General features: G+C 69.7%; 18 protein-coding genes and 1 pseudogene. 12 read left to right on the top strand and 7 right to left on the bottom strand.

Annotation, left to right across the window (positions count from 1 at the left end; all coding sequences use genetic code 11):
• The first annotated feature begins 12 nt into the window (after window positions 1-12).
• Together ACFYZJ_RS27720 and ACFYZJ_RS27715 are read left to right on the top strand one after the other, a co-directional pair.
• Window positions 13-1,254: a cytochrome P450 gene (locus ACFYZJ_RS27720; RefSeq protein WP_388572304.1), complete on the top strand. Its 1,242-nt coding sequence runs from the start codon at window positions 13-15 to the stop codon at window positions 1,252-1,254.
• A 200-nt stretch (window positions 1,255-1,454) separates the two neighbouring features.
• Entirely contained in the window at window positions 1,455-2,090 is a 636-nt protein-coding gene (locus tag ACFYZJ_RS27715) for a TetR family transcriptional regulator (protein ID WP_388572302.1), read from the top strand.
• 23 nt (window positions 2,091-2,113) lie between these two features.
• Here ACFYZJ_RS27715 and ACFYZJ_RS27710 read toward each other — a convergent pair whose 3' ends face one another.
• Entirely contained in the window at window positions 2,114-2,293 is a 180-nt protein-coding gene (locus ACFYZJ_RS27710) for a hypothetical protein (RefSeq protein ID WP_388572300.1), read from the bottom strand.
• Between the two features lie 161 nt (window positions 2,294-2,454).
• Window positions 2,455-2,823 carry a squalene/phytoene synthase family protein gene (locus ACFYZJ_RS27705; protein ID WP_388572475.1) on the bottom strand — a complete coding sequence of 123 codons (369 nt, stop codon included), beginning with the start codon at window positions 2,821-2,823 and terminating at the stop codon, window positions 2,455-2,457.
• A 408-nt stretch (window positions 2,824-3,231) separates the two neighbouring features.
• Here ACFYZJ_RS27705 and ACFYZJ_RS27700 point away from each other — a divergent pair.
• A pseudogene (locus ACFYZJ_RS27700) lies at window positions 3,232-3,321 on the top strand (hypothetical protein); the annotation flags it as partial.
• 505 nt (window positions 3,322-3,826) lie between these two features.
• Here the strand turns inward: ACFYZJ_RS27700 and ACFYZJ_RS27695 are convergent.
• The 3 genes from ACFYZJ_RS27695 to ACFYZJ_RS27685 all read right to left on the bottom strand — a co-directional run bounded on the left by ACFYZJ_RS27695 (window position 3,827) and on the right by ACFYZJ_RS27685 (window position 6,010).
• The gene (locus ACFYZJ_RS27695) at window positions 3,827-4,087 is read right to left on the bottom strand and encodes a type B 50S ribosomal protein L31 (RefSeq protein WP_388572298.1); all 261 of its coding nucleotides are present in this window, start codon (window positions 4,085-4,087) and stop codon (window positions 3,827-3,829) included.
• A 72-nt stretch (window positions 4,088-4,159) separates the two neighbouring features.
• Complete coding sequence (gene rpmG / locus ACFYZJ_RS27690) at window positions 4,160-4,324, bottom strand: 50S ribosomal protein L33 (RefSeq protein ID WP_388572296.1); 165 nt, start codon at window positions 4,322-4,324, stop codon at window positions 4,160-4,162.
• Between the two features lie 189 nt (window positions 4,325-4,513).
• Window positions 4,514-6,010 (bottom strand): FAD-dependent monooxygenase, encoded by a 1,497-nt coding sequence (locus tag ACFYZJ_RS27685; RefSeq protein WP_388572294.1) that lies wholly within the window; start codon window positions 6,008-6,010, stop codon window positions 4,514-4,516.
• 316 nt (window positions 6,011-6,326) lie between these two features.
• Between ACFYZJ_RS27685 and ACFYZJ_RS27680 the strand changes: the two genes are divergently transcribed.
• The 3 genes from ACFYZJ_RS27680 (at window position 6,327) to ACFYZJ_RS27670 (ending at window position 9,256) form a co-directional block, all read left to right on the top strand.
• Window positions 6,327-7,046 carry a hypothetical protein gene (locus tag ACFYZJ_RS27680; protein WP_388572292.1) on the top strand — a complete coding sequence of 240 codons (720 nt, stop codon included), beginning with the start codon at window positions 6,327-6,329 and terminating at the stop codon, window positions 7,044-7,046.
• Between the two features lie 212 nt (window positions 7,047-7,258).
• Window positions 7,259-8,686 (top strand): FAD-dependent oxidoreductase, encoded by a 1,428-nt coding sequence (locus ACFYZJ_RS27675; RefSeq protein ID WP_388572290.1) that lies wholly within the window; start codon window positions 7,259-7,261, stop codon window positions 8,684-8,686.
• A 120-nt stretch (window positions 8,687-8,806) separates the two neighbouring features.
• Complete coding sequence (locus tag ACFYZJ_RS27670; RefSeq protein ID WP_388572288.1) at window positions 8,807-9,256, top strand: nuclear transport factor 2 family protein; 450 nt, start codon at window positions 8,807-8,809, stop codon at window positions 9,254-9,256.
• Window positions 9,257-9,626: 370 nt separating this feature from the next.
• Here ACFYZJ_RS27670 and ACFYZJ_RS27665 read toward each other — a convergent pair whose 3' ends face one another.
• Window positions 9,627-10,478, bottom strand: coding sequence for an MBL fold metallo-hydrolase (locus ACFYZJ_RS27665; protein ID WP_388572287.1), 852 nt, complete (start codon window positions 10,476-10,478; stop codon window positions 9,627-9,629).
• A 28-nt stretch (window positions 10,479-10,506) separates the two neighbouring features.
• Here ACFYZJ_RS27665 and ACFYZJ_RS27660 point away from each other — a divergent pair, with 28 nt between their 5' ends.
• The 4 genes from ACFYZJ_RS27660 (at window position 10,507) to ACFYZJ_RS27645 (ending at window position 14,809) form a co-directional block, all read left to right on the top strand.
• Complete coding sequence (locus ACFYZJ_RS27660) at window positions 10,507-11,454, top strand: ATP-binding protein (protein WP_388572285.1); 948 nt, start codon at window positions 10,507-10,509, stop codon at window positions 11,452-11,454.
• Window positions 11,455-12,052: 598 nt separating this feature from the next.
• A complete protein-coding gene (locus ACFYZJ_RS27655) occupies window positions 12,053-12,178 on the top strand; it encodes a hypothetical protein (RefSeq protein ID WP_388572283.1) in 126 nt (41 codons plus the stop codon).
• 3 nt (window positions 12,179-12,181) lie between these two features.
• Window positions 12,182-12,448 carry a hypothetical protein gene (locus ACFYZJ_RS27650; protein WP_388572281.1) on the top strand — a complete coding sequence of 89 codons (267 nt, stop codon included), beginning with the start codon at window positions 12,182-12,184 and terminating at the stop codon, window positions 12,446-12,448.
• A gap of 615 nt (window positions 12,449-13,063) precedes the next feature.
• Window positions 13,064-14,809: a TIGR03767 family metallophosphoesterase gene (locus ACFYZJ_RS27645; protein ID WP_388572279.1), complete on the top strand. Its 1,746-nt coding sequence runs from the start codon at window positions 13,064-13,066 to the stop codon at window positions 14,807-14,809.
• A gap of 653 nt (window positions 14,810-15,462) precedes the next feature.
• Here the strand turns inward: ACFYZJ_RS27645 and ACFYZJ_RS27640 are convergent.
• Window positions 15,463-15,981, bottom strand: coding sequence for a hypothetical protein (locus tag ACFYZJ_RS27640; RefSeq protein ID WP_388572277.1), 519 nt, complete (start codon window positions 15,979-15,981; stop codon window positions 15,463-15,465).
• Here ACFYZJ_RS27640 and ACFYZJ_RS27635 point away from each other — a divergent pair.
• On the top strand, window positions 15,968-17,530 hold the full coding sequence (locus ACFYZJ_RS27635) for an FtsW/RodA/SpoVE family cell cycle protein (RefSeq protein WP_388572275.1): 1,563 nt from the start codon (window positions 15,968-15,970) through the stop codon (window positions 17,528-17,530). The two genes, ACFYZJ_RS27640 and ACFYZJ_RS27635, sit on opposite strands and share 14 nt — an antisense overlap.
• A 398-nt stretch (window positions 17,531-17,928) precedes the next feature.
• Window positions 17,929-18,315 carry a hypothetical protein gene (locus tag ACFYZJ_RS27630; protein ID WP_388572273.1) on the top strand — a complete coding sequence of 129 codons (387 nt, stop codon included), beginning with the start codon at window positions 17,929-17,931 and terminating at the stop codon, window positions 18,313-18,315.
• Window positions 18,316-18,575 lie beyond the last annotated feature (260 nt).

Here is an 18,575-nt window from a genome sequence, read left to right as displayed (position 1 = left end):
TTGGCTGTCGCAATGACCAAGTCAACTTCCACCTCATCACCCGCCGTTGACGCCGGTGAGCTGTTCCAGGACCCCTACGCCGTCTACGGCCGACTGCGTGAGGAGGGACCGGTCCACCGGATCACCGGCACGGACGGCCTTCCCGCGTGGCTGGTCACCCGGTACGACGACGTCCGCCAGGCGCTCGCCGATCCCCGGCTGTCCCTGGACAAGCGCAACGCGACTCCGGGCGGCTACCGGGGCATGGCCCTGCCGCCCGCGCTGGACGCCAACCTCCTCAACATGGACCCGCCGGACCACACACGTATCCGGCGCATGGTGTCCAAGGTCTTCACCCCCCGGCACGTCGAAGGGCTCCGGGTGCCGATCCGACACACCGCGGACCGGCTGCTCGACTCCCTCTCGGGGCAGGACGAGGTCGACCTGATCCCGTCCTACGCCGCTCCGCTGCCGATCATCGTCATCTGCGACCTCCTCGGCGTGCCCCAGGCCCAGCGCCCCGACTTCCGCGCCTGGACCGACGCCCTGGTCGCGCCCGACCCGACGCGGCCGGAACGTGCCAGGGAGGCCGTCGGCCACCTGCTGTCCTTCTTCACCCGGCTGATCGCCGACAAGCGTGCCCGTCCGGCCGACGACCTGCTGTCCGCCCTGATCGCCGTACGCGACCAGGAGGACCGGCTCAGCGAGGACGAGCTGATGTCGCTGGCCTTCCTCATCCTCGTCGCAGGATACGAGAACACGGTGCACCTGATCGGCAACGCGGTCGCGGCACTGCTCGCCCACCCGGACCAGCTGGCGGCGTTGCGGGCCGATGCCGGTCTGCTGGACCGGGCGATCGAGGAACTGGCCCGCTACGACGGTCCGGTACCTCTGGCGATCCGCCGCTTCCCCACCGAGGACGTCCTCATCGGTGGCGTCACCGTACCCGCCGGTGAGACCGTCCTGCTGTCGCTCGCCGCCGCGCACCGCGACCCGCGCCGCTTCACCGACCCCGACCGGCTGGACCTCGGCCGTGACGCCACCGGGCACCTGGCGCTGGGACACGGCATCCACTACTGCCTCGGCGCTCCGCTGGCCCGGATGGAGACGGGCATCGCGCTCACCGCGCTCTTCGACCGCTTCCCCGGCCTCTCGCTCGCCGTCTCCCCGCAGAACCTGCGCCGACGCCCGTCCATGCGCTCGCGTGGCCTGATCGCGCTCCCGGTACGCACAGCGGACCAGCCGGGACGGACCACCGCCGCGGTGGTCGGATGACCGATGCCGAGGACGCGGGGAGGGGGAAGGGTTGGCCGTATCGATGCGAACGTTGCTGAAGGGCGCGACATGTCACACCGGTGGAACGGCCACCGCTACTTCGTGGACCTCGGCATCCTCACCTTCGAGACACACTGTGTCGCCGATTGGGAAGCGGTCGGCGACGGCGACGGAAACGACCGCGACGGTAGGCTCGGCCCATGGCCGCACCCGATTCCGACCCGCCCGCGCCGCCCCGCCGTACGCGCAACCCGGAACTGCACCGCCGAGCCATTCTGGAGGCCGCGTCCCAGGCCTTCGCCGAGCGCGGCTACCACCGGGCCACCCTGCGGGACATCGCCCGGCGGGCCGGCGTCACCCATGGATCGGTGCTGCGCCATTTCGGCAGCAAGGAGAGCCTGTTCCTGGCGGCTGTCCCGGGCACCCGGGACATCGACGCCCTGGCCGAGGACACCCGGGAGCCACTCGCGGCTCGTATCGCCCGTGGTTACATGCATCGCATGGAGAGCGCCGACGGCAACGACACGTTCGTGGCGCTGCTGCGCAGTGCCGCCGACGACACCGGCAGCGCCGCCGCCCTGTACGTGGCGATGCAGGAACGTACCGACGAGGTGTACCGCCGGCTCCTGGACGAGCACGACCTGCGGCACCGGCTGCCGTTCGTGGCCGCCTTGCTCGTCGGCGTCACGTTCAGCCGGTACGTGGTACGAGCCGGAGCCCTGGCGGAGATGAGCGCGGAGCAACTGACCGCGGACCTGACCGCTTCCCTCGAAGCCCTGCTCCAGGGGAATTCCGGCACCGAGGACGCGCCCGTCGAGCAGGGCCGGGGACGGTAGCGGCCGACGGAAGCCGCCGACGATCACCAGCGTCGGCGCTTCGACAGGATCGTGTTCAGGCAGCGCTGGTGCGATTTGTCGTCGTCACGTACCAGCGTCCCGGCCACGACGGCCGCCTCCCACGTCCTGCCTGCCTCGACCGCCTCCGGCCGGTCCGGCCGGCGCTGGACGAAGGCGGCCATCTTGGAGGTGGCCGCCTCCATGGGTTCCGCCTGTACACGGGAGCGGTGTCGTAAAAGATCAGCCCGTCGAGGCGGTCGGGGTGGTCGATGGCGAACTGCAGGCCGGCTCACCTGTCACGACGCACGTCAGCGCACACGTCCCAGCAGGGCCGCGAGCGCCAGGTGTGACTTCTCCTCCGTTCTCAGCAGCGGCAGCAACTGAAAGCCCCCTCGGGAATCGGGAAACGCCGAGCCGCGTCCGCGAGGGCCAGGAGGACCTGGTCGGTCGCGTCCGCAGGATCCGCGCGTCCCGATATCAACCCGTCCACCATGGAGCTGACGCGCCCGAGCAGTTCCGTCTTGCGCCGCGTCTCCAGGTCACCGTCGCCCATGTCGTCCACCCGCCGCGCCAACGCGTAAATCGCGGACATGGCGCGCCGCTTGGGACCCGGTAACAGCCGGACGCCGTAGCTGAAGTTCTTCGCTTCTTTGCGTGTCACTGCCTCGCAATGACGGTATGCCGCCCGCACATCGTCCGTCCGGGCATGGGAGAGGTCATGGAATGCAGTCACACTGATCGACTCTTCCACTGAAGGACAGGACCGAGCGCTCACCACCGGAGCTGCCGGACGCGGTACGTCAGAGCAGGTCAACTGCGCAAGGCACCGATCCGCGAGTGACCATAGGTGAAGCAAGTCGTCCCGACCGACTCGCCGTTGGGGGAGGAGTGAACCGTCCCGCGTGGTGCAGCGCATACGTGTGACGCGCGGAACGGCAAGGCAGGTGAAACTGGCCGACTGCTATGTTGCTCCGAGTACATGTGTGACGGTCGTACGGCATGTGCCGTGCCGGACCACGGTCGCCGACGCCGGGTTGCCACCGGGTCGTTGAGCAGGAGGACATATGCCGAACATCGCGGAGAACCTGTCGAGTACGGCGCGGCTCCACCCCGATCACCCCGCACTCCGGATCGGTGATTGATGACATACGCGGAGCTGGACACCGCCGCCTCCCGCGTCGCGGGGACGCTCCGGGCGGAAGGGCTGGCGGCCGGTGACCGGGTGTGCGTGATGCTGCCCAACGTCCCGGCGTTCGTTGCGCTCTACTACGGCATCCTTCGTGAAGGCGCGTGTCGCCCCCTACAAGTACCCGCGGGTGATCTGGTTCCTCCCCTCCCTGCCGAAGGGTTCCACGGGGAAGATCCTGAAGCGGGAGATCCAGCTCTGTCGATGAACCTGTAGGCGGCCTGCAGCGCTCAGCTTTCCGTGCCGGAAGCCTCGGATGCGGAGCGCTGCAGGCGGCCGGTCCGGCATCCGGGGAAATACAGGCCAGCCACTCCGCCTGCCGGACCACGGACGGGCACGCCCGGACCGGCCCCACGAGCGTGGCAGCGGAGGCTCCGACTGACAAGATCAACGCTGCCGACCTGCCCTCGTGGCCAGGATGTGGTGACCTGTCAGGCAGCGTCAGGCCTCGGGCTCAGCCGACGGAGCCGCGGCCCGTACGACCTGTACAGCGGGGGCGTGGCCGGCCGCGCCGCCGTGAAAGCGGGGTCGGCCCCACAGGGTTCCGCCGTCAGTGGCGAGGGGCGGCGGTACGGCCGTAGCGCCGCTGGAAGCGCTCCACCCGGCCCGCGGTGTCCACGACGCGCGAGGTGCCGGTGTAGAACGGGTGGCTCGCCGACGAGATCTCGACGTCCACGACCGGATACGTGGTGCCGTCCTCCCACTCGACCGTTCGCTCGGTGTCGATGGTGGAGCGGGTGAGCAGCTGGAAGCCTGCCACGCGGTCGCGGAAGACGACGGGGCGGGAGACGGGGTGGATGCCGTGTCTCATGAGGGTGTTCCTCCTCGGGGGAGTGCGTTCATCGCCGGGGTCGGCGTGCGCGGGGACCGGTGTGCGCGGGGGTCAGCGTTCCTCGCGGAACACGACGTGCGCGTCGGCCACCGGGTCGTACTTGCGCAGGACGAGCCGGTCGGGGTCGTTCAGTCGGTTCTTGCGGGTCACGTAGGTGACTCCGGTGCCGGCCGTCGACTTCAGCTTGACGACGGGGCGTGTGGTGCTGCGTGCCATGAAGGACTCCTTCCGTCAACACGCGAGCCGATTGACTCGAACATGCCAGACGGCCCCTGCAACGCCGGCACCCGGTGATGCATTCCCGGCCCTCATCGCCCTCCGCGGGCGCCGATCGCCGCCCTCTCCGGAGCGGCCCGCACAGCCGCCGACCGGCATCCGCTGCCGGCCGGCGGCACCTCCAGGTGCTCAGAACCGCGCGGGCAAGGTTTCCAGGGCCTTGACCGTCTCACTTTCGAAGTCGGCTGTGGCGGCGGGCTGTTCGGTCGCCCACCACACGTGCCCGTCAGGCCGCAGCAGCGCCGCGGTCACGCCGGCCCAGTGCTCCCCGCCCGTGGTGGACAGCCGGCTGCGGTGGACCGCGACACCGGCCGTTGCCACCCGTTCGGCCACCTCTGCGGAGACCGGGGTGTCACCCATGGTCAGCAGCACCGGACGGCCGTCGTGCAGCAGCGGGAGAACCCCCTGGCCTTCGGGGTCGTAGGCGCGGACGCCGGTGAGGGGGTGGGCGTCCGTGTCGGCCGGCGGGTAGGCCGTGTCGAGTCCGGAGAGCTTGCCGGCCAGCATCCTGGAGAAGTGCGGCTCGTCGGCGATCGCGTTGCTCAGCAGGGACCGCAGCGCGGTGACGTCCGGAGTGAGACCCGTGATCAGCGCGCTCTGCGCCAGGGTGTGCTCCGCCAGTTCCTCGCCCACCGCGTGCCGTTCCGAGTGATAGGTGTCGAGCAGCTCCGAGCCGGCCCTGCCCTGTGCGACGGCGGCCAGTTTCCAGCCGAGGTTCATGGCGTCCTGAAGCCCGACGTTGAGGCCGACCCCGCCCGCGGGGAAGTGGCTGTGCGCGGCGTCCCCGGCCAGCAGCACACGGCCGGCGCGGTAGGACGAGGCCAGGCGCGTCGCGTTGCCGAACCGGGTCAGCCAGGACGGGTCGCGCATCCCGAAGTCGGTGCCGGCGATGCGCCGTGCGGCGTCCCGGAGCTCGTCCAGCGTGAGCGGATCGCGGTGCTGGTTGAGCGGGTCGTACCCGGTGACGCGGTACCTGCCCTGCGGGAGCGGCACCACCAGGAGGCGACCGGCCTGGTTCAGGGCGTGGAACCCGGACGGCGGCGGACTGTCCAGCACGACCTCGCCGAGGTATCCGTACGCGGAGGTCTCGGTCCCGGGGAAGTCGACACCCGCTTCCCGGCGCACGGTGCTGCGGGTGCCGTCGGCGCCGACGACGTACCGAGCGGTCACCTCGTAGGTGCCGGCGGGACCCCTGACCTGGAGCGTGACGGCCGCGTCGTCCTGGGTCAGGGAGACCACCTCGTGACCCCGCCGGACCTCCGCGCCCAACTCGACCGCGTACCGCTCCAGCAGTTCCTCGGTGGCCGACTGCGGGAAGGCCAGCATGAAGGGGAAGGGTGTGGGCAGCGTCCGGAAGTCCAGACGACTGTCCAGCATGCCGAAATGCCAGTTCGGCACAGGCCGGCCGCCTGCCAGGATCTCCTCGTGACGCCCGCGCATGGCCAGCACCTCGATCGTGCGGGGATGCACGCCCAGGGCCTTGGAATGCGGGCTGCGGTGCTCGCCCTGCTCCAGGACGAGGGGGCGTACGCCCGCGAGGGCCAGTTCGTGAGCGGTCCACAGGCCGACGGGGCCGCCGCCGACGATGACCACTTGGTGACGCGTGGGCTCCCAGTCTTCGGACATGCCGTCTCATCTCCTGACGGGTAGATGCGCCGCCGGGCCGTAATGACCGGGCGGTCATTAGCAGGGTACGACTCTGCCCACCGTAATGACCAGTCGGTCATTCAAGGAACGCCGGGCCGATCCGGCGCACCGGTCCGGCCGCCTCGGCGGCTCGGCGTGGATCCGGCCGCCCGCACACATCGCTAAGTCATGTGGCAGATGCCGACGCCGTGGGGTGCCAGCACAGTGGGGTGCAGGGCCGAGCGATGGCACACGCGTCGGAACACGTGTGCCGAGCGCTCCCTGCCGAGCAACAAGAACCACGAGGAGTACGAGCATGAGTGATCTCGTCGAACTGGCGATCAAGGCGCATGGAGGGCTGGAGCAGTTCAGCCGCTTCTCCTCGCTGACCGCCAAGCTGCATCAGGGCGGTGTCCTGTGGGGCCTCAAGGGCAAGCCCACGGTCCTGGAGGACTGCCACGTGCGGGTCGACCTCACACGTGAGCGGGTGTCCCACTGGCCGTTCGCGCCGACCCCGAACCACTCCGTCTTCACTCCGGACCGGGTCACGATCGAGACCCCGGACGGCGAGGTGGTCGAGGAACTGAACGAACCCCGCAAGTCGTTCGCGGGCTATGAGATGGAGACGCCCTGGAGCGACGCGCAGGTCGCGTACTTCAGCGGGTACACGATGTGGACCTATCTCACCTCGCCCTTCGTCCTCAAGCAGCCGGGCGTGACGGCCGAGGAGATCGAACCGTGGCAGGAGAACGGTGAGGAGTGGCGGCGTCTGCGGGTCGTCTTCCCGGACACCATCGCGACGCACAGCGAGGTCCAGACCTACTACTTCAACGAGGGCGGACTTCTCGTCCGGCACGACTACGAGGTGGACATCCAGGGCAGCAATCCCGCGGCCCGCTACCTCATCGACCCGGTGCAGGTCCAGGGGATCACGCTGCCGTCCAAGCTGCGCATCTACCCGCGTCAGCCGGACAACACCCCGGCACCGGAGCCGCTGATCGTCTCCGTCGACCTGTCCGACCACCACTTCGAGTGAGAACCGGTCCGGCAAGCCGGCAACGCCTCTCACCAAGACGCTGACCTGCCCGCCGGGGCTCCGGCCCGGTTCACCGGCTGTGGCCGGGGCCGGGCCCCCTCGGGTCGCCGCCCCGCTGCCGGATCAGCGCGTGTGACACATGTGTCGGTGCCACAGGTGTCTCCCGTGATACGTATGTCGTTGCGGACCCCCGGACCGACCTGGAGAAGCGAGTGTCACCCTCACCCATTGCCGTGTTCCAGCGCCTGAGTGCTTCCCGGGCGCCCGCCGACACCTCCGTCCTGTTCGGCACCGTGCATGTTCTGGGCGCGGGAATCGGGGGACTGTTCGCCGCCAGGGTCCTCTCCGACCACGCGGAGCGTGTCGTCGTGATCGACCCCGACGCGGGAGCAGGGGACATCGGCAGAACCCCACGCCCCGGCGTACCTCAGGGGTCCCAGGTCCACACCCTGATGCCCGGCGGCCTGCGGCAGTTGGAGCGGTGGTACCCCGGAGCCGCGCGCCAGGCCGAGGCCCGCGGAGCGGTGCTGCCGGGCCCGGACCGGAGCGCCTCGTACGTGGACGGAGTCCAGCAGGTCAGCACCCCCAACGTGGACTTCCTCATCTGCACCCGGCCCTTCCTCGAGGGACTGATACGCGAGCGCACCCTCGGCCTGCCGAACGTCGAGCTGGTTGCCGGCCGCGTCACAGGTCTGGTCCACGACGGCCAACGCGTCGCGGCGGTGCGGTACTCGACCGAGGCGGGCGAGACTGTCCAGGCCGGCGACTTCTTCGTGGACGCCACCGGGCGCGGCAGCCGGATGGCCGACTGGCTGGAGGCGGGGGAGTGGCCCCGGCCACGGACGGAGCGGCTCCACGTCGACGTCCGCTATGTCACGGCTCATTTCGAACGCCCACCCGACTGGGCCGGTCCGCTCAGCGGCATCACGCGCCACAGTCCACGATTCGCGTCCGCGCGGTTCGCCGGGGCGGCGGTGAACGCCGTCGAGGACCAGCGATGGGCCGTCATGCTGGCCACCTACGGCGACGACCCGCAGGTGGCGGAGGCCGAGGGCTTCCGGGCCCGGTGCGCCGAACTGCAACCGGTCTACCAGGAAGCCGTGAAGGGCCGGCTGATCGGGGAGCTTGCACCCTTCCGGCATCCCGACAACCGCTGGCGTCACTTCGAAGCCCTCGATCGTTTCCCTGCCCGCCTGGTGGTGACCGGGGAGGCTGTGGCGTCGTTCAACCCGGTCTACGGCCAGGGCATGAGTTCCGCGATGCTGCACGCTTCGTGCCTGTCGGAGTACTTGCGCGGTGCGCCGGACCTCGACACCCCTGCCCGGCACTTCTTCGAGCTTCAACACGTGGTCGTCGCCGCTGCATGGCAGACGTCGGCTACCGCGGATGCCGCACGCCTGGGCCTGGCCGGGCGCCCGGCCACCGCCCAACAGCAGCGCACCGCTTGGGCGATGCGGCACATCATGGCCGCGGCGGTTCACGACAGCCAGGTGGCCGAGGCCTTCCGCGACGTGAGCTTCATGCTCGCGCATCCGGCGACACTCCTCGCGCCTGACCTCGTACGACGTGCGGCGCTGGCCACCGGGGTGCCGGACGAGGAGTTCGACCGCGAGTACGGGCCCGCCGCCGATGTCGCCTGAGCGTTCGTCCCGCAGTGGCGGCTCAGCCGGCTCCCGCCCGGACCGCGGACACCACGCATACCGCAAGCACTTCGCAGAGCACACCCCCCTCGGCACCGAAAGCACGGGAAGGGAGACCAGATGTCCGCACTGCCCTCCACAGTTCTCGACCGCTACGTCGGGCTGGCCGATCGAGTCGTGACAGATCCGGCGATCGTGGAAAGAGAACTGGCGAACATCTTCGCCCCGGATGCCACGGTCAACATCACCGGAACGCCGGTGACGGGCTTCGAAGCGATCGTCGGTTTCTACCGTCAGTTCGTCACGAGGTTCGCCGAGTCGCGGCACCTGTGGCAGACCACGACCAATCCCGACGGCACGCTGCGGGCCGAGTGGGCCGCCTCCTTCCGCACCCGCGACGGCCGTATCGGCGCTGTCGCGGGTGTCGAGATCGCCGAACTGAACGAGGAGGGACTGATCATCTCCCTGGTGAACGCGTACACCGTTCCACCCGCCGTCCGACACCAGGCCGTTTCCTCCGGGGGAAGGCCTGCGTCAAGTGCCGGTGAACGGGAGGAGGTTGACCTCTAAAGATAGGGGTCGGCGGCGCGGTGGGCGTGTTGCCGGGCGAGAGCGCAAGGGGCGGTGGCAGTGACAAGGCCTCGTGGCAGGCTGGCGCCAACCTCCCGCTACAGCGACGACTACGTCCGTTTCCTTCCAGCAGGACCGATACGACGGCACCGTGTACGAGGCGAAGACCGGCCGCAAGCTCGGCAGCACGGAAGGCGGCGGGGACCACGACTGCAAGTGCCCGGCCCATTGGTCGTTCTTCCAGGGGAACCCAGACGAAGACGGAGTGGCTGAATCCGTCCCCCCGGGGCATTGCGGAAGGCCCTGGCCCCCTGGGTGAACGCCGGGAAGTCGTGGTTACGCGGGTCGGAAGCGATGCCTCACACCTGACTCATTCGGCCCAGCGTCCGACCGCGGTCAGCCACGCGATGCCCGGGTTCAACCATGCCGGGAACCTCTGCGTCATCGCCTCGAAGTACTCCCCCCGGCTGGTGGCACCGCCGAAAACCTCTGCGGCCGCACGCAGGTAATCGCGAGTGTCCTCAATGATGGACGCCGAATCGTCACGCTCGGGATTCTTGTGCCCGGCCACGACGGTGGTCGGGTTGACGGCGGCCACGGCGTCGATCGCGCTGAGCCAGCTGTCGATGCCGTGGGCGCCGGCCTCGGCGAGGTATTGGTGCACCTGGTTGTAGATGACGTCGCCACTGACGACCAGGTCCAAGGACGGCACGTGCAGGAACGTCGTGTGCTCGGTGTCGGTGTGCCCGGCGGCATGGGGAACGAGCGGCTGCCCGTCCACCTGGAGGCCGCCTTCCGGGACGGCCTCGGCGATGACAGGGGTGTCGCCGATGAGACCGGGGAACGCCGCTCCCCAGAACGGGTTCGGCAGACCGCCGGGGGTGGTCCGCTCCATCTCCGCGATCGTATCGGCCGTGGCCCACACCGTCAGGTCCGGGAACCGCTCACGAACAGGCGCCGTCGCATACCAGTGGTCGCCGTGCGCATGCGTGACGTAGACGCCGGTGATCGTGCGATCGAAACCGGCGGCCCACTTCGCGACGGCGAGCCCCTGCTCCGTGGTCAGCCCAGGGTCGACCAGGACGGCCTCGCGTGGACCGTAGATGAGAGTCGTGGACAGCGGAGACCACAGCAGCGGGCCGCCGTCCGGCCGGGGAGGCAGGGCGGTCGGCGCCAACGGCTGCATCGGACTGACGTGCACCGCGTAGGCCAAGGACGTCATCGTTGTTCCTCTCACCTGATGAGAACGGGTGAACATCACCCAGACCACGCCTGGGTGGGTAGCTGAGCGGGTGCGAGACGCCTGCTTCGAGCCGGCCGCACTGACCCTGTGTCACGGAGTGGAGGAGAGCCGGGCGCTACCGCGTTCCCGTCCCTGCGAGTCATCCACACCGCGCTGTCCCACATCCTCTGCCGCCACGGTCGGAAAACGGCCGTGCAGAGACAGGAACGAGCCGTTGGGGCAGCCCTTTTGCCTCAACACACACGACACCGTCCCGCGAGTCGAACAAAGGGGAGACGGAATCCGTGGCGCGGGGACGGCGTCGTCCGCTGACCGTGGAGACCACTTCGGCATCGCGTCGTTCCTCACGCCGTCAGTCAACTCACGCGGCCGATCAGTGAGTTGGAATATCCAACTCAATGGATCGGTTGGCCTGACAGCGACCCTGGCGTGGGAGGACAGGCAGCGCGAGCAGGGTGCACAGGAGCGTCAGCCGCCGACACATGCGAGGGCACCCATCGTGAACAGAACACTCAGTCCTGACCGAGAAAGCGTGTTTGTGGAGGTACCGTCTTCAACGGACGCCTGCCGGGTGATCAGCCTCGCCGATTTTGGGCGCGCGGAGCAGCGGGCTCGGGAAGCGGTGCGAAAGACATGTGCGGAGTTTCTCGGAGCGAGGTTGCCGGACGCCCTCCTCGTCGTCACCGAGCTGGTGGCGAACGCGGTCTCCCACACAGCCGGCGTCAGGGGCCTGATGCTCCGCCACGACCGGAACGTCACCGCGCTGACGGTCTTCGACAAGGGCGGTACGACGAGCTGGCCGAGGGCAGCCGAAGCGGACCCGCTGGCTGAGTCCGGCCGGGGCCTGCACCTCGTCGCCGCGCTCGCCGACTCCTGGCACGCCCGTCCAGCGCTCGAAGGCAAAGCCGTCACCGCCGTCTTCCGGAACGGCACTCGGGAGCCGGAGTCAGCCTGACGAAGGCTGCTTGCCGTCCCCACGGATGGGCCCGACCCCGTGGCCCTCGGCATCTGCCCCAGTGCTTCGTCACCTGGGTGATCTCACTTGGCGCTGCCGACAGGTTCGGGCCGTTGCCGCGGCGGGATCGGCGGCGGTGGAGCGAGTGTTGTCCGCGGACTCCGGTGCCCGAAGGCCGGCGCACGACGATCCAGCCGATCGCCGAGCGGCTGCCGAACGGCAACATGCAGGCCCACGATCCGGCCTCCTGCGACACCTCCGGGGTTTCCGTTCGCGGCCGACGGCCGGGTACGCCGGCACGCTGAACGTCAGCAACCGCCCGCAGCAGTCGGCCCACCCCACGGCGAACTCCTGGCCCGTCGCCGGCAGTTCGTCGGTCGTGAGCCTGTCGTGCCGGCCACGGCCGCCAGGGCGACGGGTTCGGTACCACGCCGCTCCAGCCGCGTGTCGAGGTCGGCCGTCGTCGAAACATCGAGGTTCTTGTGCGGGGCGATGGTCACGTCGTTCGAGCCGGCATGCGCGGGGCTGGTCACTTCTCGTCGTCGTGTGCGTACGTGCCCCGCGGCTCGGGGCATGGTCCTGACCTGGCGAGCGCCGGGTGACGGTGCCGTGCAGCAAGAACTCCTTCAGCACCGGCCTCGACACGGCGGTCCACGCGGCGGGCTCCGGCATCGAGTCGGAGGTCCGGAACCTGGCCAAGAACGCAGAGAAAGTGGGCGAGTGATCTATGTACGGTGAGCTCGGGAACGTGATCCTCGCGGGGGTCGCCCACAACAACCCGAACTACGACCCCGGCTGGAAGGGCTTCTTCTCGGCGCTGGTCGTTATTGCTGGGGGTGCACTCATCCTCGCGGGTGTGACCGTGGGTTTCACCACGTGGCGCCACGCCGAACAGCCGCGTGAAAAGGGTCTTTGGCGGGTGCTCCTTGCCACGACGGGGTGCTTCGGGGTCGTGGGCCTCGCGATCATCGCCGTCGGCGTGTGGCTGTGGTGAGCCGCACACCCCGTGGCGCCTGCCGGGGGCGGCGGGGCGACAGCGTGCCGAACAGCAGGCCTGCTACGCCTGAAGGGTGCCGATCCCTCGATCGGGAGCGCCCACGCCGCGAGCACCGCGACGCCGGCCTTCGTGAAGGACCCCGCGTCCCTGGTCAACCCCCTCCTCGGCACCTCGTGTGCGGTGGACACCTTCCCCTGCCCACTCATGAGGCCGGCCGCACCTCAGTGCGGGCCGTCCCTGCGGATGCGGCGAGTGGCGTGTTCCGTGATCTCGTGGCGGCCGGGCGGGCGCGGACCCCGCCGCTGCTCCGGACGGCGGTACCCGCTCGGCGGGTTGCAGGTGCGGTCCCGGCACCTGGCATAGGCCTGCAGCGCGGAACCCGGTGGCCGTCGGCTTCTCGGTGTCGTCGGCGTCGACCGGGACGGCGGCCGGCGATGCCGCCTTGAGACGGCTCGTTGTTCGTTCTCAGATCACGCCCCTCCCCGCCTCGCGTGTTTTCCAGACGTTTTCCCCAGGGCTCTGGACACCCTCCTACTCATCAGTAGGGTGGGCGCGGCGGACGCGTCCCGTGGGCGGACGTCACGACCAAGTGCCGCGGGCGAAGGGGGATCGATGAGCGGGATGAGCCGCCGCCGGTTTGTGTCCGGCATGTCTGCGACGGCCGCAGGGGCTGCCCTGTGGCCGGTACTGACGCCCGGGCGGGCGCTTGCGCGGGACCAGGCTTCGGCGGTCACGGCGGCGCGAGCGGTGCGGATCGACGGGACCACTCTCGAGCAGGTGGCGACGCCGACCGGTGATGGGGCGTACAAGCGGTTGGTGGCGGGCCCGGGTTGGCCCTTGGTGGTGCGGGGCGAGCTGGCCGGCGCCGGGTCCGGGCGGGACGGCCGCCGCACCGGGCTGGCTTCCTTCGTGCAGTTCACCGACCTGCATCTGACGGACACCGAGTCGCCGGTGCGGTTCGAGTACCTGGCGCCTTTCAACGACAGTGCGCACCGGCCGCAGGAGGCGCTGACCGTGCGGGGTGCCTCTGCCCTCATCGAGCGCGTGAACGCCGTGCGCCGAGGTCCGTACACCGGGCTTCCGTTCAGCCTGGTGATGGCCACCGGGGACAACACGGACAATCACGAGTTGATCGAGCTCGACTGGTACCTGACCGTCATGAGTGGCGGACGGATCACTCCGAACAGCGGCGACCCCACGCGGTACGAGGGCGTGCAGAACTCCGGCAGCACGCAGTACTGGAACCCCGAGTCGTCCCTGCAGGATGCCTACAAGGCCAAGGGCCTGCCGCTGATACCCGGTTTCCTGAGCAGCGCGATCCGCCCCTTCGACGCACCCGGGCTGAGCGTGCCCTGGTACACCACGGTCGGCAACCACGACGACAGCATCGCGGGCAGCCTGCCCGACCTGGGACTGCTGAACGACCTGTACACCGGCTCGCGCAAGGTGGAAGGCTGCGACGATGCGACCGCCGCCAGGCTGGCGGACGCCCTGCTGCACAACCCGGGCGAGGCCGTGGTCCTGCTGAGCAAGCTGCTGACAAGGGGGAGTGCGGTTCGCGCCGTCACGCCCGACGAGGGGCGCCGCCCGTTCAGCCCGGTCGAGTTCGCCAAGGCGCACCTGAAGCCCGCGTACACCGGCGCCGGCCCCGTGGGCCATGGTTTCACCCAGGACTCGGTCGGCAGCGGGCACCTCTACTACACCTTCGATCTCGCCGACGGCATCCTGGGCGTCAGCCTCGACACCACCAACCGGGCGGGTTTCGCGGACGGTTCGCTGGGCACCGCCCAGCTGAGCTGGCTCGAGTCGGTCCTCAAGGCACACAGCGGCCGCTGGTACGACGGTGACGGCCACGTGGTGCGCGGTGGATCCGACAGCAGACTCGTCGTCGTCTTCAGCCACCACACCAGTGGCACGATGGGCAACCTGCTGCCCGACCCCTATCACCCGTTCGAGGGCCGCCACAGCGGTGGCGAACTGGTGGCGCTGCTCCAGCGTTTCCCGAACGTGGTGGCCTGGGTCAACGGCCACACCCACGAGAACCGGATCATCCCGCACGGCCATACCGTCCCCGAGCGGGCCTTCTGGGAGATCAACACCGCCTCCCACGTGGACTACCCGCACCACGCTCGGATCGTCGAGATCGTCGACAACCAGGACGGCACTCTGTCGTTGTTCACCACGCTCATCGAGTCCGCCGCCCCGTACGCCACCGATTTCACCGACACCTCGGACCGGGGCCTGGCCGCCCTGTACCGCGAGCTCGCCTACAACGACCCCTTCGCCACCCCTGCCGCCCGCATCGGCACGGCCGCCGATCACAACACCGAACTGCTCCTGGCCAGGCCTGTGATGTAGCAGGCGGGCGCATCGAGCCTCGGAGGGTGAGGTTCGCGCCGGCGTCGCGCGCAGCACCCTGGGCAGAAGGCCGCGCCGCCCGGCACCGGGGCGGAACAGGACGAGCACTGGTGCCGCTGGGCCGGCTGGTAGCCGCAGCCGGAGCAGAAGGCGGCTCCGCGGGTCTCGGTGTGGCGGCGTGGGCACACCAACTGTCGTGGCGTGGGGAAGGCGCACGGCGCCGTGTCCGGCCGGCGAGCCGGGGCAGTCGGATACCGACGGCGGCCCGTGCGGGCCTGACCCAGTGCGACCGCAAGCGTCCCGGCCCGCCCGGGACCGGGTGCGGTGTGCGTCCAGCCCCTGTCTGAGGTGGTGCTGCTCCAGCGCCGACCGTGGAACGTCACGGACGTGGCGTGCAGTTCGGCGGCGTGGCAGACCAGCCACAGGGCGAGGGACCAGCCCGTGGAAGGCCGATCCGTTGCAATCGGGTAGCTGACGCGCCGCCGCCGATCCCGGGCAGGGCGACCGGTGCGCGGCCGAACTCCCGCCGGACGGCTGCCGCAACACCGCCACCGTCACCGGCCTCCCTCACGGCGCCCGCCGCACCGCTTCCTGTGTCGGAGGGAGCCGGATCGGCCGGCTCACCGGCAACTGAGCCGGCCCCTCCCGCCCAGTCAGTACGTCGGCCAGTGTCGCCGCCATGTCCTCGTGCTGGGCGTACGACTCCGGGTAGCCGTTGTGCTGGACCCGCTGCACGGCGACGGTGACCGGCAGCCGACGTAGTCCGGCACCTTGACCGGCGCGTCGAAGAACCTGCCCGACGCGTAGACGGGGTCGCGGAGCTGTGCGGGGCTGCCCCAGCCCTGGGACGGGCGCTGCTGGAACAGACCGATCGAATCCCGGTCCCCGTACGTGAGATTGTGGAGTTCGGACTCATCGATCGCCGTCGCCAGGGCGATGGTGACGGCCCGTTCCGGGAGGCCGCGCGCATGGGCCACGGCCGCGATGGTCGCGGCGTGGGACGCCTGGTCCGGGTCGAGCGTGACCGTCGTGCCGTCCGGGCCTTGGGCCGTGCACCCGTCGGGAGTCGTGGAGTGCACGCGCCGGACGGCGAGGTGGCTCACGAGCGCCGGGAGCACGCTCTCGGTCGCCGCCGCCCACGCCTTGCGGCGCCCCCTCGTGCGTGCCGCCACGTCGCCCCTCCTCTTACCCGGCCTCGGCTACAGTTCAGTTGCGTTGTTGCGCAACCATATAACCTTGTTGGCCGTGGCCCGCAGCGGGATCGCGGCGGTGGAACCGATCGAGGGGGAAGGCATGGCTGGTCGGCGTGGACCGGTGAAATCCGCCGTGCGGCCGAGCCGGTCAGGACGCTTCAGCGACCGTAACCTGGAGCTGGTCCTCCTGCTCGGCGCGGTCCTCATCTGCTGCTACGGCTATGCCGAGACGGCCCTCGCCGTCAGCGGCAAGCTGTCGCCGAGTATGGCACTGACGTGTCTGGCGGCGATCGCACTGCCCGTGGTGTGCCATGGCGCGGTACGCCGGTTCGCACCGCACGCCGATCCGCTGATCCTTCCGCTGGCCACCCTGCTCAGCGGTCTGGGGCTCGTCCTCATCCACCGGCTCGACCTCGCCTACGCGGCCCACTACCGTCACGCGGCGGTGGCGGCGTCCGGGCAGCTGGTGTGGTGTGTCATCGCCGTGGTGGTGTTCGCGGCGGCGGTGGCCCTTCTCAGGGACCACCGCAGGCTCCAGCGCTATCCGTACGTCACGATCACCGTGGGACTCGTCCTGCTGATGGCGCCCGCGTTCTATCCCGGTGACGTCTACGGCGCCAAGCGGTGGATCTTCATCGGGCCGCTGTCCTTCCAGCCCGGCGAGTTCGTGAAGATCATCATCGTGGTGTTCTTCGCCGGCTACCTGACGCTGCGCAGGGATGCCCTCGCGCTCGCCGGACGGCGGCTCTTGGGCATGTATCTGCCGCGGGGGCGGCAGCTCGGTCCGGTTGCGGCCGTGTGGATCCTGAGCCTGCTCGTCCTGATCTTCGAGCGGGACCTGGGCACCTCGCTGATCTTCTTCGGCCTGTTCGTGATGATGCTGTACATCGCGACCGAGCGGACCAGCTGGGTGGTGTTCGGCGTCGTGATGTTCGCCGTCGGCGCCTTCGTCGTCGGTTCCTTTGAACCGCATGTGCACGGCCGTGTCGTCGCCTGGCTGCATCCCATGGACATCTTTCTGCCGCCTGACAAGCGACCGGCGGGACTGGTCTCGGACCAGGCCGCCCAGGCGCTGTTCAGCTTCGGCTCGGGCGGCATCCTCGGCACCGGCCTCGGCCAGGGCCATCCGGAGCTGATCGGCTTCGCCGGGCGCAGCGACTTCATCCTGACCACGGTCGGCGAGGAACTGGGCCTGACCGGCGTTACGATCGTCATCCTGCTCTACGCGCTGCTCGCCGAGCGCGGCCTGCGGACGGCCCTGACGGTCACCGACCCGTTCGGCAAACTGCTCGCCGGCGGTCTGGCCGCGGCGCTCGTGCTGCAGGTCTTCGTCGTGTGCGGCGGTGTCACCGGGCTGATCCCGCTCACCGGAAAAGCACTGCCGTTCCTCGCCCAGGGCGGCTCGTCCATGGTGGCCAACTGGCTGCTGGTCGCCGTCCTGATCAAGGTCAGCGACACCGCCCGGCGGCCCCCGCCGGTGCCGACCGCGGACGTCAGCGCCGCGGAGACCCAGTTGGTACGGCCGTGAGCCCGGCATCCCCTTCGGCGACGGAGCAGAGGCACCGATGTTGTTCGACGTGAGCCCCCTGGACCTGCGTCCGCTCCGCCCAGGAGGAGCGTGTGCCCCTCTGGTGGCAGCCGCCGCCCACGCCGACCTGCGGCAGACGCCCCTCGCACTGTCGTGAACCGGCCGGCCCCCGGCCCCAGTTTGAGGCAGACGATCCTTACACCAACGTGAACAGCTCCTGCCCGTGTTCCGTCTCGACCCAGGCCTCCTCGTGGAACGCCAGCATGCGATCACGTACCAGGTAACGCAGGGAGAACCCCGCCCGGATCCGGAGATGGCAAGCAACGTCCGTCCGCGATAATAGTTCCGCCGTTGCGTAAGACAGCAAGGGCATCCGCACGTGAAACGGGGAGTCACACATGGCCATTGCATACCGCCGCCCCATGAAGGGCCGCGTGGCGGCGCTGCTCCTGGCGCTGCTGCTCGGACTGGGCCTGACGGCGACACCGACGGCCGCCGCGACCGGCCCGCAGCAGCGGGCGACGGCGGCCGTCGCCACCGTACGCACCGGGTACGCGTCGCCGAACACCGCCTCCAACCTCAGCCTCCGCTACCACACGTCCCGGCATCACCCCTCGTCGGCTCGGCTCCGCACTTCGAAGACCAAGAAGAAGAGCGGCTTCTTCAAGAAGCTCGGCATCTTCCTCCTGGTCATCGTCATCCTCGTCATCCTCGTCATCGTCCTGCTGATATGGTTCCTGGTCCGGCTCCTGCGCCGGGCATTCGCCCGCGGTCGCCGACGCTGAGGCGGCCACCGGACTTGTGCACCCGGGCGTCAAGAACACGCCCTAATTCCGGGGCGCTGCGCTTCGGGCCTGATGCCGCCGAGCGGCGGTCACAACTACAACACCTGGTCGGCGAAGTACTCGGCGGCCTTCGGCTGATTGAAGCAATGGCTCTCGGCGCCGCGTTGACTCCGTGCCGCGCCTCGGCGGGCCCGGGACGCCAAGGCATCTGGCGCTGCACGCGGTCGTCTCGTCAACATCCTTCGACCGGAGGGACTTTC

The sequence above is a fragment of the Streptomyces sp. NPDC001848 genome (assembly GCF_042891915.1).
In the GTDB taxonomy this organism is placed as follows: domain Bacteria; phylum Actinomycetota; class Actinomycetes; order Streptomycetales; family Streptomycetaceae; genus Streptomyces.
Note: the sequence above shows the minus strand (reverse complement) of the source record. Positions and strands in the feature narration are given on the sequence as shown.